This window comes from Anaerobiospirillum succiniciproducens DSM 6400 (assembly GCF_000482845.1).
GTDB classification, from domain to species: domain Bacteria; phylum Pseudomonadota; class Gammaproteobacteria; order Enterobacterales; family Succinivibrionaceae; genus Anaerobiospirillum; species Anaerobiospirillum succiniciproducens.
Genome location: NZ_AXWV01000028.1, coordinates 1 through 15,748, shown reverse-complemented (window position 1 = coordinate 15,748; position 15,748 = coordinate 1). Strand labels below are relative to the sequence as shown.

The 15,748-nt window shown below is 41.9% G+C and carries 9 protein-coding genes; 6 read left to right on the top strand and 3 right to left on the bottom strand.

The window, feature by feature from the left end; translation table 11 throughout:
- Positions 1-1,533: 1,533 nt before the first annotated feature.
- The 4 genes from H524_RS0104935 (at position 1,534) to nfsA (ending at position 5,980) form a co-directional block, all read left to right on the top strand.
- Positions 1,534-1,764 (top strand): stringent response modulator YtfK, encoded by a 231-nt coding sequence (locus tag H524_RS0104935; protein WP_052338920.1) that lies wholly within the window; start codon positions 1,534-1,536, stop codon positions 1,762-1,764.
- Between the two features lie 796 nt (positions 1,765-2,560).
- The gene (gene prmB, locus H524_RS0104930) at positions 2,561-3,475 is read left to right on the top strand and encodes a 50S ribosomal protein L3 N(5)-glutamine methyltransferase (protein ID WP_044121531.1); all 915 of its coding nucleotides are present in this window, start codon (positions 2,561-2,563) and stop codon (positions 3,473-3,475) included.
- Between the two features lie 337 nt (positions 3,476-3,812).
- Positions 3,813-4,916: a chorismate synthase gene (gene aroC / locus H524_RS0104925; protein WP_027939418.1), complete on the top strand. Its 1,104-nt coding sequence runs from the start codon at positions 3,813-3,815 to the stop codon at positions 4,914-4,916.
- A 329-nt stretch (positions 4,917-5,245) separates the two neighbouring features.
- The gene (gene nfsA / locus H524_RS0104920; protein ID WP_044121523.1) at positions 5,246-5,980 is read left to right on the top strand and encodes an oxygen-insensitive NADPH nitroreductase; all 735 of its coding nucleotides are present in this window, start codon (positions 5,246-5,248) and stop codon (positions 5,978-5,980) included.
- A 296-nt stretch (positions 5,981-6,276) separates the two neighbouring features.
- Here the strand turns inward: nfsA and H524_RS0104910 are convergent, their stop codons facing one another.
- Positions 6,277-7,725 (bottom strand): DUF4277 domain-containing protein, encoded by a 1,449-nt coding sequence (locus H524_RS0104910; RefSeq protein WP_027939416.1) that lies wholly within the window; start codon positions 7,723-7,725, stop codon positions 6,277-6,279.
- Positions 7,726-7,906: 181 nt separating this feature from the next.
- Complete coding sequence (locus H524_RS0104905; protein ID WP_027939415.1) at positions 7,907-8,674, bottom strand: hypothetical protein; 768 nt, start codon at positions 8,672-8,674, stop codon at positions 7,907-7,909.
- 1,409 nt (positions 8,675-10,083) lie between these two features.
- On the opposite strand from H524_RS0104905, the gene H524_RS0104900 reads away from it, so the two are divergent.
- Together H524_RS0104900 and H524_RS0104895 are read left to right on the top strand one after the other, a co-directional pair.
- Positions 10,084-11,607 (top strand): fumarate hydratase, encoded by a 1,524-nt coding sequence (locus H524_RS0104900; protein ID WP_027939414.1) that lies wholly within the window; start codon positions 10,084-10,086, stop codon positions 11,605-11,607.
- A 332-nt stretch (positions 11,608-11,939) separates the two neighbouring features.
- Positions 11,940-13,811 carry a TnsB C-terminal domain-containing protein gene (locus H524_RS0104895; protein ID WP_156907544.1) on the top strand — a complete coding sequence of 624 codons (1,872 nt, stop codon included), beginning with the start codon at positions 11,940-11,942 and terminating at the stop codon, positions 13,809-13,811.
- 331 nt (positions 13,812-14,142) lie between these two features.
- Here H524_RS0104895 and H524_RS16415 read toward each other — a convergent pair whose 3' ends face one another.
- Positions 14,143-15,300 carry a ZIP family metal transporter gene (locus H524_RS16415; protein WP_027939412.1) on the bottom strand — a complete coding sequence of 386 codons (1,158 nt, stop codon included), beginning with the start codon at positions 15,298-15,300 and terminating at the stop codon, positions 14,143-14,145.
- Positions 15,301-15,748: the final 448 nt, after the last annotated feature.

The following is a 15,748-nucleotide window of genomic DNA, read 5'->3' as shown; positions in this document are numbered from 1 at the left end:
CAAGTATTGCGATGCATTAGCGGTAAATCGTCTAGGCATCTGAAGAACATGCCCATCTACTTAAGATGAGTTAAAAGACGTCCTTTATATATCAACTTTCTAGCTCGTTCACCTCAGCACAAATATCCCAAGATCACAGGATCGTAGCTTCTAGTGCATAGTTGCAAATGCACGGGATCATGGTTATCGGACGCTTGCTTCTTAAGATCTTGGGATCGTAGCGATGTTTTTTTGAAATGCAGGGATCATGGGGCGTGAGATCGTCAGGGGACGTGCTCGCTTGTTCATAAGTTCTAAAGTATGTGCGGGCGCTTACTTATAAGATCGTGGCTAGAGATCAGGTAGCTTTGAGTAAGTCAGAGGCGATCGCGGATTTTGGTCTTGGTTTACCTGCTATTGGCTGGACGGTTGGTGATTTTTTGAGTCAGTTTGTTAAATAGCGAGTGATTCTTTGTTAGGAAAACTAGCCATCATGGGTAGGTTTTTGTGGGTAAAAGACTTATTTATCGGGTTTTGTGACTTTACTAATGGGGGCGAATCTTTTTTTATTTTTTACAATTGGCTGATTTGCCTTTGATTTAGCAGGATTAAAGTATGCGCCGTAGTCTAAAGGAGAAGAAACAAGGCAAATGGGGCGGCCAAATTAGTGCTTAAGCCCTGTTATTTGACCCAAAACAAGGCTGATCAAGCGAAACGTTTCACTAATGTTTCGTTTTGAAAATATCAACATTAGCACCTAGTTTGTTAAGAACCTTTATTAATTATCTTGAACAATGGTGAAGTGTTAAGTGAGTAAAAAAAGCTCACAAAGCCTAATTTAATGCGCTTTTAAAGAGGTGAGAAGGTGTGTGTTGCAAGATCTTGCCTTTGCAAAGTCTAGGTTAATTCGTTTTGGCCATGACACAAACGTTTGCTTACATAGTTTCAACTTGTATACAAGTCTTATCTTTAATAAAGATTGTTTACAAGGGATCGAACCATGAGTCTACTAGGATACAAGTGCTACAGAGTATTACTCCACTAATCGTAGGATGGTGGAGATTTGCTTCAAATGGGTACTTGTATTAGGTGCAAATGCGATAAATATCGAATTTGAAGTGTAGTTTGCTGGCATGTATAAAAATATGTGCCAAGATATCAAAGATCTATTCTTATCTTAAATCACATGTGTAAATACTGCTGTTTATAGATAAGACATTCTGTATCTAGCTTTTTGTGATCCTCTCAACATTGTTGTAAGAATAGTGGTTAAATCTTCAAAATTGAGGTCTTTATATAGGCATTTAGTGAAGTTTTTATCCATAATGTAAACACAGTCAAGAGGAAGCAAACCGACCGCCTGTACACAAAATGATTTAAATATACAGGTGATTGTTGTAATGCCATCTCTGTGAGCACAAACAGTTTAATCTTTGGTCTATTGTCCAGCGAAAAACACTTTGAATCAGTTGTTCTCATATCCACCTGATTGATGCAAAGAACTTTTGTCTAGTGAAAATGTGAATACACAGACTAAAGCAGAGGATTACAGCTATGATGCGCACTTTTAACAAATACTCCCCACTGATGATTGCTAAGCATGTTTCATCTTTCTTTAAGGGTCGTTTTGTCATTGCCGAGCAAGGTACTTTTATCTTTGATGGCGGCAAGGTTGTCATTGATGACAATTTAAGTGAGCACCAAAAGAAGATTGGTCGTGAAGTTAATGACATTATTTCAGACTTCATTAAGGCCTCTCGTCCAGTAGACCTTCACTACAGCTAAAACAATCAAGACAAACATAAGGTACGGTACCATCTTGAAGTTGGCTCCGTAGATGCTCAAATGGATATAAGGTCAGGCATTAAGTTGCAGCCTGAGATCTTAAGTATGTTTGAATAAGTCCATTTAGCGTGTATGGTTCTGACACAAAACAAACAGCCTCTGTAAATCTCAATCCATGCGATTACTAAGCTCGTAATCAGGGATAGGCATGGATTATTAGAGTGGATACTTATTCTAGTGTCGTATGCATGTGCTGCTTGCAGATTAGAGTCTTTGTCTCCTGCGAGCAAATATCGTAGCTAATATGAAGCCCTTGAAGATACATATCTTCCGGGGCTTTTTATTTTTGAGCAATTAACAGATGATAAAGCCGACCTCATCGATAAATGCGCCACATATTCATGTGCATGCGCTACATATTCATGTCCATGCTCTCATGATAAGAACCATGAGTGCAGCACCATCTTTAATCTGCATCCAAGGTTACGAAGCCTTGGCATAGTGTCAGCTTTGTATCGATTTTATGAGATGCACTTGTTGTTGTGATAACATACTGAATCTAGGTGACATGGGGCTAAAAGCTGATAGCATTCATGCTTGCTAGCAAGCAGTTCTAGCTTGTTGTGTGAACAAGCACTTCCCTGTGTCTATGTGTATGTTTAATTGAAAGTTTTGTATGACAGACATTGATTTATGTACCAGCGTCGAAGATAACGACGACGTAATTGATCAGACTATCGCCGCACTTGATGAGGAGTTTTACACTCTGCCAAGTGATGAGCAAGTAATTGAGGCTATGTCCGAGGAACTGAGCACTGTTCAAGACGTGGTTCGTTACCTGGTTTCAATGTTTGCGATGCATTCAGTTTATGTAGGTCATGGCACTGGCAACTACTGGGATGAGGCAATTGAGCTCGTTCAGTCAGTCATGTTCTTGCAGCCTCCTTGCGATGAATCAACCTTAAACTCACGTTTAACTCGTCGTGAGCGTATCCATATTGCTAAGATGGCAATTGCGCGTACCAAGTACCGCATCCCAACTCCATACTTAACTCACCGTGCATTCTTTGCAGGTCATCAGTTTTATGTTGACCGTCGCGTTATCATTCCGCGCTCACCAATTGCTGAGCTGATTGAAAATGAGTTCCACCCATATATCACCAAGCGTCCTGAGCGTGTATTAGATATGTGCACTGGCTCTGGCTGTATTGCAATTGCTATTGCACTGCAGTTTGATGGCGAGTGTGAGGTAGATGCTGTAGATATCTCTGCAGATGCCTTAGATGTTGCTCAGCGTAATATCGAAGAGTATGGCCTTGAGTATGTGGTAACCCCAATTCAGTCTGATCTCTTTGACAATCTGCCTGAGGGCGACAAGTACGATCTCATCGTAGCTAACCCACCATATGTAAATGCTGAAGATCTTGAGTCTATGCCAGATGAGTATCAGCGCGAGCCTGAGATCGCTTTAGGCTCTGGTGATGATGGTCTTGATTGCGTACGTAAGATCCTTATTAAGGCTCGTGACTTCTTAACTGATGATGGTGTGCTCATCGTTGAGGTTGGCAATACTGAAGAAAACCTCATGGAGACATATCCAAACGTTCCATTCCGCTTTATCGACTTTAAGCGTGGTGGCAGCGGTGTATTCATGCTCACTGCTGATCAGCTTGAGGTTTGTGCTGAGTACTTCAAAGAGCAAGCCAAATAGTCTTTAAGCGTAAGCCACAAGAGCAGCGATAACTGCAGCTCATAATCTTGAAGCTGCAGCGAGCGTGGCTATCTAAAATGACCGACACATGGGGCCAAGAAGCTTGGCGCTGTGGTCGGTCTTTTTGTTTTTCAACGCGAGAGTGTGCATCTTTCTCTGTTGCATTGCTGTGTTTGATGTCTTTTTGTAGTGTCCAAAACGGGGAGATAGCATGCAAATGAGTGCGATTATCTGTAAAGAGTGCCTTTTGCTGCTATGCCTGATAATATGGAGCATTGCAAAGGTGGCTACCTAAGCAATCATATGGCTTTATTTAGGTTAATGGATACAAGGGACTATGGGTGCTAATACTTTTGGACAGATCTTCACTGTAACTACTTGTGGTGAGTCTCATGGACTTGCCTTAGCTTGTATCATTGATAACTGCCCACCAGGCGTAGAAATCAATGAACAGATGATTCAGCATGATCTCGATCGTCGTCGTCCAGGTAGCACTCGTTTTGGTACTCCTCGCAATGAGGCTGATGCTGTAAAAATTATCTCAGGTGTCTTTGAGGGCAAGACCACGGGCACACCAATCGGCCTTATCATCGAGAACACTTCACAGCGTTCTGGTGACTACTCTGAGATCATGAACTCCTACCGTCCAGGTCATGCCGATTACACTTACTTCATGAAGTACGGTATTCGTGACTATCGTGGTGGCGGCAGATCTTCTGCCCGTGAAACAGCTATGCGTGTAGCTGCAGGTGCGGTAGCCAAAGCTGTATTAAAGAAGCTCTTTAATGTTGAGGTAGAAGGTTGCGTGACTGCAATTGGTCCTCACAGTACTACATCTTTTGATGCTCAGGCGGCTTTAAATAATGCCTTCAACTTTGCTACCTCTGATAAGCAAGAGCTACAAAAGCTTACTGACTACATGGATAAGCTGCGTTTAGAGCAAGATTCATGTGGTGCGGTGATTGAAGTTAGAGCTAAACATGTGCCTGTTGGTACTGGCTCTCCAGTGTTTAGCCGTTTAGATGCAACCTTAGCCCATGCCATGATGTCGATTAATGCAGTCAAGGGTGTAGAAGTAGGCGACGGTTTTGCCATGGCTGCAATGCGTGGCTCCGAGGCTCGTGATGAGATCACTCCTGATGGGTTTAAGTCCAATCACGCAGGCGGTATCTTAGGCGGCATTGCTACTGGTCAGGATATTAAGGTGCGTTTAGCATTCAAGCCAACCTCGTCTATCATGACTCCAGGTGAGTCTATTGATAAGCAAGGTAACTCCATCAGTGGTTTAGTTACCAAAGGTCGCCATGATCCATGTGTAGGTATTCGTGCTGTGCCGATTGCCGAGGCTATGATGGCAATGACTATCTTAGATGCCATTATGCTTGATCGCGCTCAGTGTGCGAGCGTTGATCGTGAGGCTATCTTCCATATTCCTGTCTAAAGATAGGATATGCTGCATCAGTTGCGAGCATCGCAAGCTGCTATCTGCTAGTTAGGCGCATATAGTGACATCACACTCTAATTGTTAGGCGCATGTAGTGACATCACACTCTAAGTATCAACTCATTATGGTGCCTTAGACGAGTAATTACCTAGCAAGAGGGGAGCTATATGCTCCCTTTTTTCATATTGAGCCAGAGGCGCAATTGTAGGTATTATTATTAGCTAAAAATAGAGATAGTTTGTTCATAGCATCGTAACTCAGTGTATCGCTGAGCAGGTGGTGCAAGCTACTCTTGCAATTGTGATTGTTCTTTGAGGAAATTAACCATGGACGCCATTGAGACTATTAAGTCCCATCAGTCAATCCGTAAGTTTACTGATGAGAAGATTTCAGACGAGCAGATGCGCCTCATTGAGGATGCAATTATTCAAACCTCTAGTACTTGCTTTTTCCAATACGTAACCACTATCAAGGTTACTGATAAAGCAAAGCTCGAGCGCATTGCCACTATCTCTGGCGATCAAGACCATATTGCTAAGTGCTCTCACTTCCTCGTTTTCTGCCTGGATATGACCAAGTTACAGCAGGTCACCGATGTTAAACCTCCATACAATTTCCGTATGCTCATTGGCGGTTTTAACGACTGCTCTTTATGCTGTCAGAATGCTTTAACTGCTGCTGAGTCTTTAGGCTTAGGTGGCGTTATTATTGGCGGTTTCAAGGCTGGTATCGCTGAGATTTCTGAGATGCTCAAGCTGCCTTATGGCGTAGTGCCACTCCTTTGCTTATGCTTAGGTGTTCCTGACAAAGAGTATATTGAGGATCAAAAGCCTCGTCTGCCACGCCATTGGCTCATTATGGATGAGGAGTATCGCGATGCTTTCAATACCCCAGAGCTTGAGGCATATGACAAGGAAGTTGATCAGTACTTCCAGAATCGTAAGTACAATCAGCGCTCTGATACTTGGTCAAATTCTGCCAACACTATGATGCAGCGTACTAAGTTACCTGCGACTCCTATCATCGTTTACTTAAAGTCCCAGGGCTTTGAGTTTGAATAAGAGCAATTAACAGCTAGATCAACGCTAGCAAATCTAAACTCCAGCTTAAGTACTACTAACAAGCGTCACTTTAGTAGTACCACAATTGCCTCATGGTTTTGTCCAAGGTCTTGGTCTTGTCCATTGTTACGGTCTTGGTCTGGGCCATGGGGCTTTTTTGTCTTTAGTACACACGAAATATCCAGCAAGTGAAAAGCATCTATGTTCATAGATAGTACAGATGTACTAGCTTTAGCGGTGAGTATTAATATAAAAGCTCATGCTAATACATATAACTTCAGTTTCGCCAATGGCTATTACTTGGCCTCATGCATAGATAATGCATTCTCATTAAGCGCACGTTCGACAAAGATAATTAGTTTCCTTGCATAGTACTGTGCTATTGCTTCAAGTGCTAAAAATGCTCTTGTCCTACTTTCAGAGCGAAAAAAGATAGAATCATATAACTTACCTTTAGCCTTGATATCTATCCACTGATACACGTTATCAGACTCGTAGTTATAGGTTTTGTAAAGACTAATGGCATTTTCTTGAGTTTGCTTCGTATCAACATTAGTTGTCGCTAAAACGTAATACAGCTCATGCTCAATAGCTGCATTGACACTATCTTCGTTGATTGTTGCTTTAGCATGTACTTTTACGCCTGTTAAGATCTTTTTAGCGTTAGGTTTTGGTCTACCAGCAGTCGCATATCCCATAACATCTTCATACTCTATCTCTGATAAGGTCACATATTTGAGATCCTTTGCAATGTTCTCAAAGTCGTGCTGAGCATCGGCTTTGCACGAGCGTGGTACTTTAACGAGCTTTACAAGCTTGCGCTCGATTTCTTTGAGCTCTTTTTCAGCTGAGCGCCTAATTGATTCTGTCTTGAACTGACGCAGACTTTCTTGCGTGAAGATGATTTTGAGCACGGCAACAGACTTCCCATCTTCTGCAATAAGCTCTTGTTTTCCTAACCAAGCATAACCCATGGATCTATGTGGTGTACCTTTCTTGACCCATGAGTGAGAAGGTACTTGTACTGAAGAAAGATGTGTAAGACCTGATTGAACTTTCTCAAAGTCCTTCATTACTTTAGTGTCATTGAGCCTTGCAACTAACTCGATACCACAATCGTGACATGCTTTAACAGTTTTGGCATCAGCCAATACCGTTTCTGCAACAAGAGTTTTTATGTTTGAGTATGGTTGTTTCAGATAGTCTAGCTCGCCTTCTGCAAAAAACTTCAGAAACCTTGTATTGTCATTATTGTTCGCATTGAGTGCTGCTTGATAAGGCAGATCTGCTGTATCAATAGTCTCAATGCTAGTGTTTGATGTAGCGTGTGGGCGATTAACTATAGTGCTGTCAGCTTTGATTAGTGCAGATAATATCTCTGTTGAGAACCTTTTAGGGCCATAGGCAGCAATACGGTCAAAAATGTCAGCTACAGAATACCTATTTGCATGTAAGTAAGGATTGTCTACACATGTATTCGATAAGGCAAACAGGTTAGCTGGTAGCTTCCTAGCAAATTCCTCAATGCTGTTAAATCCGCCTGTCATATCAGTATTTAAGTATCTGAGAATTAATAACTCAGTTAAATGACCAGACTGAATATGAACATTAGGTCCATCCTTGCCAATCATAGAGTTTACAATTGAGCTGAGATTATCAGCATCCATTAGACCTTGTAATAAACCAAGATGTTGAAGCTTGACGCTAATTGAGCTAGGTGAGGTTTTTTTGATGTTGGAAGCCATTGTATGCGCCTAATCGTTGGGGTGACTGCCATATCTTAATGTAAATAGCCAAACAACGCCCCACTATCAGTTATTTTCTATGAAAGCTTTATAAGAAACGCTGTTATTCGATAGCTACTGTTAGCACAAATGAAAATGCCCTCAAAAGAGGGCATTGTTTGGGCTCAGAGAGTGGCGGTTATTACCACTTCTTCTTGTCTCCGAAAATCTCGTCAAGCTCTGCATCAGTCTCGGACTTCTCGTTGACGCGCTCGACTTCTTCCTTGCTCTTTTCACGAACCTGATTTTCAAGGTCGTGAAGCATATTGGTTAAGACATCAGACTTATCCATGAGCCAGTTATCCTTGATGCCAGAGCGGCGGATAACATCAAGGCCCTTGGTAATCAGGGTACGGCATGAACCGACCTGATGAGCCTCTCTCATGATGGTAACGTTCTGAATTAAAGAAGAGATGTTGATCTTTAAGACTAAGAGCTTAAGACGACGGTCTTCTTTTTGGCAGAGGTTTACGTCAACAGGAGTACCTGAACGTAACTCTGACTGAATAATCTTTCTTAAACGACGAATGGTACGTAACTGTAAAACAGCGATGTTGTCGTTCTCTGGGGTTCTAAAGGCCAGATCCTCACGATAGTTCTTCTGAATATCGTTGATGAGGTTGGTCTGCTCAGCAATGCGGTCTTCGATACCACGTGCGGTAGGGTCACCCTTGAGATGTTTTAAAGCTGTAAGAATACGGTTACGCATAATCAGAACGATAGTCTTTGAGTATGGCAACTGGTTCTGATTGATGAGTAATTCTTCAGTCTCGGTGACGATATTGCGGCAGCGTGTGTAGATAATACGCATGTCTTCTTCGCGCTTGGTCATGTAATCAGAATACATGTTGTAAATGATAAGCATGAACGTAGCAAGCACGATGATAATCACAGCGATCGTTACTAGCATACTGAGAGCCCTTATTACTATTGCTATTAGATGCAAGTGTGGTCTTACAAAAGTAAGTGATGATAGCCCTTACTTTAGCCTAAGCTCAATAGAGATTATTGTCTTATGCTAAGGCTGTCACATGCCACTTAGTGCATCCTTAATTTATCTAAACTGTATGAGTTGCAAAGTGCATCATCTAGAGGTGGTTCAAACAAAGCATTGGCAATCTTGGGACAAAACGATTTAGAACCAAGAATTAAGCTCTTATCTTGTGTGTAAACCTACACTACTCATACACTTGTCTAATTATGCAACAAAACACTGTAAAAAGCATAAGAGTGCGGATAACTAGTCAGGATTTGCACCATCCTAAAACGCTCTTATGTCGACAGATAGTTATTTTTTTCTCTTCCTGAGCGAACTGATGAGACTCATCAGCCATTTTGCACCACGTATTGTAAGGCATTTTGGACTACATAAAGTTGAATAAAGCTTGCAAAACGAGGCGCACGTCGGAAAAAGACGTTGCAATGACTCATATCAGGGCAAAGTGCAATTGGTGTGCCATGCAACTTGGCTCTTACACATAAGACAAGCAGCTATGCAAACTTTGCAAAAGCTTAAAGCCTAGATATTTGGGATAGAGCTGCTTGAGGTAGGGTTTATGATTTTGCCAAAACGCTTTACTTTTACGATCGCAAAAAGCAAGTGCTATACGTAAAATCGCGCTAATCTGTCAGGTACTTGTACATCAAGAAAGGTAAGAGATTTGACAAAGTTTCTTAATCTTTCATTCTAAAGTGACTGTTTTTGTACCAATTATGGTGAAAAATTTCAAAAAATGATGAGTGTAATCGCTCTGAGGCTACCAAATCGTAGTTAAGTGACATCAGCAGGGAGTATCTGCAGTAACCAACTTTTGCAAAAATTGCAGTGAGTAGTGCAATTAATGATGTGTATGGAATAGAGTGATTGCAATTTTTGCATCAAGTGCTGTTTTTGGTGCAGTTTTGTGGGTAAATCTATAAGGTGATGAAAGTACCGTCTCATAGCTAAGTTAGGTACAGATAAGGGTACTTTCAAGTACCTTCATAGCATTAGATATAAGCGTACAAAGCTTGTGCTGACGGGATTTGAGCAGATACTTTAACAACTTGGAGCAGTGACTTTGGCTATTGGTATGTGGTTGTATCTTGGCAAGTTAAAGAAAACTATATGAAATGCTTTAGTGACTTCACAGTCACAATTCATAATTGATGCTTTACTTTTTTACTTGCGAGTATAATCATGAGTTAGGCAATTAGGCAGCATCAGTCATTAAGCTATCTGTCTTTTGGGCAGTTAATTTGCTGTATTAGGCTTAAGACGACTAATTGTCTCCTAGGAGATACACCTCCGAAGTTTAAAAATGGAAAAGGATGCCCGGCATGACATTAATTAAGAATCAGGACTTCATTGACTCCATTTATGAGGCATTGCAGTTCATTTCCTACTACCATCCTCATGACTTCCTTGAGGCCATGAAGCACGCCTATGACATTGAGCAGAACCCATCTGCTAAGGCTGCTATCGCTCAGATCTTAAAGAATTCCAAGATGTGTGCAATTGGCCATCGTCCATTATGTCAGGACACTGGTGCCGTAACCTGCTTCGTTAAGATCGGTATGAACGTTCAGTTCGAGGGCGACATGACCGTTCAGGAGATGGTTGATGAGGGTACCCGTCGTGCATACTGCTCAGAGACCAACCCTCTTCGTAAGTCTGTTCTCGCTGACCCAGTAGGCAAGCGTTTAAACACCAAGGACAATGCTCCTGCTGTTGTTCACATTGAAATGGTAAAGGGTGATAAGGTTACCGTTTCTATCGCTGCTAAGGGCGGTGGTTCTGAGAACAAGACCCACATGAAGATGCTCAACCCATCTGACTCTATCGTTGACTGGATTCTTGGCGAAATCCCTAAGATGGGTGCTGGCTGGTGCCCACCAGGTATTTTAGGCGTTGGCGTTGGCGGTACTCCAGAAAAGTCTGCTCTGCTTGCTAAGGAAGCTTTAAACGAGCACATCGACATTCAGGACCTCATCAAGCGCGGCCCACAGAATGCTGATGAAGAGCTCCGTCTTGAGCTTTATGAGAAGATCAACAAGCTCGGTATCGGTGCTCAGGGCTTAGGCGGTCTTACCACAGTATTAGACGTTAAGGTAAAGACCTATCCTTGCCACGCTGTGTCAAAGGCAACCACCATCATCCCTAACTGTGCTGCTACCCGTCACATCGACTTCACCTTAGACGGTTCAGGTCCAGCTACCTTCACTCCTCCATCATTAGACGACTACCCAGAGATTGAGCTCGGCGGTAACGATAATGTTAAGAAGGTAAATCTCGACACCTTAACTAAGGAAGAGGTTGCTACCTGGAAGATGGGTGACACCCTGTTATTATCAGGCACCATCCTCACTGGTCGTGACGCTGCCCACAAGCGTATTTGCGACATGATTGCTAAGGGTGAGCCTTTACCTGATGGCGTTGATTTCAAGGGTAAGTTCATTTACTACGTTGGCCCAGTTCCAGCTGTAGGCGATGAGGTTGTAGGCCCAGCTGGCCCAACCACTTCAACTCGTATGGACAAGTTCGTTGAGACCATGCTCTCCGAGACCGGCCTCTTTGGCATGATCGGTAAGTCCGAGCGCGGCCCTGCTGCAGTTGAGTCCATTAAGAAGCACAAGGCTGCTTACCTGATGGCTGTTGGTGGCGCTGCTTACTTAGTTTCCAAGGCTATTAAGTCTGCTAAGGTATTAGCATTCGAAGATCTCGGCATGGAAGCTATCTACGAGTTCAAGGTAGAAGATATGCCTGTAACCGTAGCTGTTGACGCTGAGGGTAACAACATCCACGCTGTTGGCCCACAGGTTTGGTCACAGAAGATTAAAGAGCTTGACTTCAAGTACGTTTAATCTAAGCGCATAAGCTATTAAGTAAGGTGCGGCATCTTTTGATGCCGTATCCTGCTCAACTAAAAAGGCCCCGATCATTAACTTTGATCGGGGCCTTTTTAGTTTGTTGAGCATGCCATCAGAGTTTATATTTGATGCTGTTCAGGTTTCTATCATATAAGTTAAAGCTTATAAGTCTTTTTGCTTATCATAAGAGCTAGCAAAATCAACACGTTGTTTTGCTACAAGAAACGACTTAATGAGCTAGTTGAGCCAAGTTTTTTTTCTGGATGGTTATCTTAAGGACTTAGATGATGTCTAGACAACAGTTATATGTGAATACAGTTTTGTCAATGGACGGAAGTACTTATAGAGTGCTTTTTATTGCCCCTGATGATGTAGCTCTCTATGACATGTCTAGCTCAAAATCTAGCATTAGATTTGATCTTGTTAGTAGAGCCACATTAATGGATCAGCTTAACTCTGGTCATGCAGAAATAGTGAATGATCCATATGAGGATCTTAGGTTTGTTGTAAACTCCAAGCATGATGCAAAAATGGAGGAAAGCTACGAACTAATAAAGCCTATTGTGTCTGATCCTAGTATCTTGTACTCAAGAGTAGAGTGCAATGCGGCTATCAAATCTATTGCAGGTGATGACCAAGTTCTTCAGCGCAAGATATACAGGCTAATTGCACGTTGGTTTCAAAGAGGGCAATGCAAAGGAGCATTGTTACCAGATTACCGCTCTGTAGGCAAAGGGCCAAGAACTCTTACTAAGAATCCAGGGCGCAAAGGTGCTAGGCAATCTCCTATCATGAATGATGCTCTGCGTGATTTAATGGCTATGATCATCAAAAAGTATGTCCTAGTCGTGAATCACATTTCGCTTGAAAAAGCATATCCTGAGCTTATAAAAGCCTATAAGGATGCTTATCCTGATTCTCAGGAGCTTCCTAGTTTTGGCCAGTTTAGGAACTTTTACTACAAGGTAACCACTCATAACGATCGAGAGCTTAAGCAATTTCCTGAGATCCTCTTAAACGATAAATCGCATAATGAAATGAGCTCAGAGTCGGCAGTAGCAAATAGTATTGGCGCAATATACGATTTGGAGGCTGCTGTAGATAATGTCTGCCTTATTTCATTTGCGCCTAATCCTATAAGTATTGGTAGACCTGTTATTTATCTTGTAACTGATAGATTCTCGGGCAGGATAGTAGGCTTTAGTGTGTCCCTTGAGGAAGCTAAATACAGCAGTGCTGCAGATGCTATTTACTGCGCTATTGCCCAAAAGAACAAGTATTTTAAAGAGTCTTTTGGCATTGACCTGCCGTTTGAGTGGGATGTATCTGGTTTTCCAAAGACTATTTGTCTAAACAATGTTGAGCTAGATGGTGTAGACATAGAAGAGTTTCAAAGAAAGTATAGTGTTGCTATTACAAATACACTACAGCAGAGCACGGAGTTGAATGGTTCTGTTGAGAGCACGCTTTCTCTTGTGCAAAAGGAACTTGACTCATTTTTTGTAAAGCAGTCATTTACATCAAACAGTAGCAAGAAAGCTGACAGGCAAGATAACATAGACAATGCATTCTTAACACTTCAAGACTATAGAGCTATTGTCTTATATGTGATTGATATCATTAACCACAGAGTAATAAGAAATACGCCTGCTACATACCCACCTGCGCTTTTCAGCAATCCAAATACTCTATGGAAGTGGGCCGTATCGTCTAGTAGCATCGAGCTTAGAGGCTGTGAGAATGAAGAGGCCTTACATTTGAGCTTACTGTCAAAGCAAATAGCTTCTATTTCAAAAAAAGGGATCAATTGCTCAGATATTGTGTATACATGCAAAGAGTTTGAAAAAAATGGACTTTTTGACCGAGACCTGATGTCTAGTGAAACTCTCAATCCAGTTATCGCGATTGATAATAGTAATGTGTCTAACGCTTGGATCTACCCAAATCCGACAAAACATCCGCTGAAGTATTATCGCTGTAGCCTAGCAGATGAAAGTCTCTTCTTATCTAATACTTGCATGTATGAAGCTCAGATTTTCAGTAAACTAAGATTTGAGTCTAAGAGACAAACTTTATCTGAGCAAGAGCGTCTAAGAAGAGAGTTGATGGTTCGCGTTAAGAAGATGACTGAATGCGCTATAGAAAATCTTAAACAAATCGACTTAAGCTTGCAGCAAAGTACCAGTGATACTATTTAAAGTCTGCTCGCCCAAAATGAAATTGAATGAGTTGGTAGTACCTTAGATAGTTGTACAGAATATTTCTAAACCTGCCCAATCAGATTACAGATAGGCCAATGATTAAGAGGCGAATCTAAGCAACGATAGGCCAATGATTAAGAGGCGAATCTAGGCAACTATAAGGACATGGCATTTAAAAGCCGTTAGGCTTAGAAAAAGTCCATGACCTTATACACAGTTAAACCTTTGCGCCAGTCATTCATTTGAGTATCTAATCATTATTACTCAAGGCATAAAACTATGCCTTACATGTACATTGCGCGGTAAATGTATTCTTATACATTAGATTTTAGTGATGGTGGCTTAGCATCATCGCAATGGCTGCGCCAATTACTAGATAGCTGTAGCTTATGGCCATCATGCGCTTGTTATCTGGTCGATTAATACGAGGCAAGATGTCTGAGAGCGCTACATAGATGAATGAACCGCCAGCAACCGCAAGGGCAAATGGCAAGATGTTCTCTGCCTTATCTAAGATGTTATAGAAAACGATAGCGCCAATTAGCGAGCCTAACATGGCAGTTAGATTGACAATAAAGCCTTGCTTGCGGCTCATGCCGAAGTTAAGCATCAATACATAGTTGCTAAGCTGCTGTGGCATTTCGTGAGCAATAATGGCTGCAGTAACAGCCACGCCGACATTAAAATCGACCATGAAGGATGAGGCGAGCACAATACCATCGCAAATAGAGTGGAATAGCGAGCCAGCTAAGATAGGCGCACCGCCATTGCTCAGACCTTCCTTAATTGATCCCTTGCCTAAAGCGGCGTTTTCATCAGCACGTCTTGTGGCATCAACAAAGTCTCTACCTCTAAGATCAAAGCCATGTGAATGACCTAGATGATGGAGAGTTGAGCGCTTATCTGGATGCTCTGGATCGATAGTGTGTACCTGACCGCAACTGCATACGCTAGCAGGTGCATGCTGATGGTCGTGGTCATGCTCATGGTGGCAAGAGCAGTTTGGATCGGAGCAGCTTGCCTTATGAGCAGCATCAAAAGCTGCTGATTTTGACAGAGTATCGTTAGCTGCATTGAGTGGCTTAACGATGCTCGTAATCATTGAGTTAGCTACTGACTTGTCCTTAGCGTTGGTATCAACCTTGTCATTTGGATGGAAATTATGCTCTTTTGCGTAGGTCTTAGTCTGCTCATTGGCAGCACAGACAGGACAAGTTTGGCTGTGATGATTTGAGTTAAAGAACATCTCGATGGCCACTAATACCAAAATGGTAACTAAGATAGTAAGACCGATATCGTGGATATCAGAGCCCTCTTCAATGGCCTCAGGTAACAGATGGGTAAGAGAGAGAGTCAAAAGAAGACCTGTGGCCACAAGACTTAAAGCCTTGCCTGTGATGCCTAAGATACGTGGCGGAATAAGTGAGATGACTAAAGCAGCTGCTGCGGCAGGAAATAGTGCAGCTACGACAATGCTTCCCAACATATTTAGCTCTCCATCAGTTGATCAATTCTAGCTATTAGATAGCCATCTAAAGTTTTTAGCCTACCTGAGTATTTAGTAAGGTGTCGCTAACTACAGGGCAACAGAATACAACAAAAATAAAGGCAGTGCTTAAAAAATTTAGAAGTTGATCAAATTTTACTATGGCGAAACGGCAACGATGCTTTAGTTCACATTTTTGCTTTAATGCCATTTTACCCGAGCTAGCCTTGGGGATGCTCTTTAAAAATCTAATTTACCTTAAATCTTTCTAGCATGGATTTCGTCTACAACTTCTTTGACTAGTTTTTGAGCAATAGTCTTTCGTAAAGATGTACTCATATATCAAAACTAATATTAAAGTGTGATCCAAGGATCACGGTTTAATGAAGATGCTAGTGACAGAGATCAAATTATGATCAAATAATGAAAAATTTGGCCTTGCATTTTT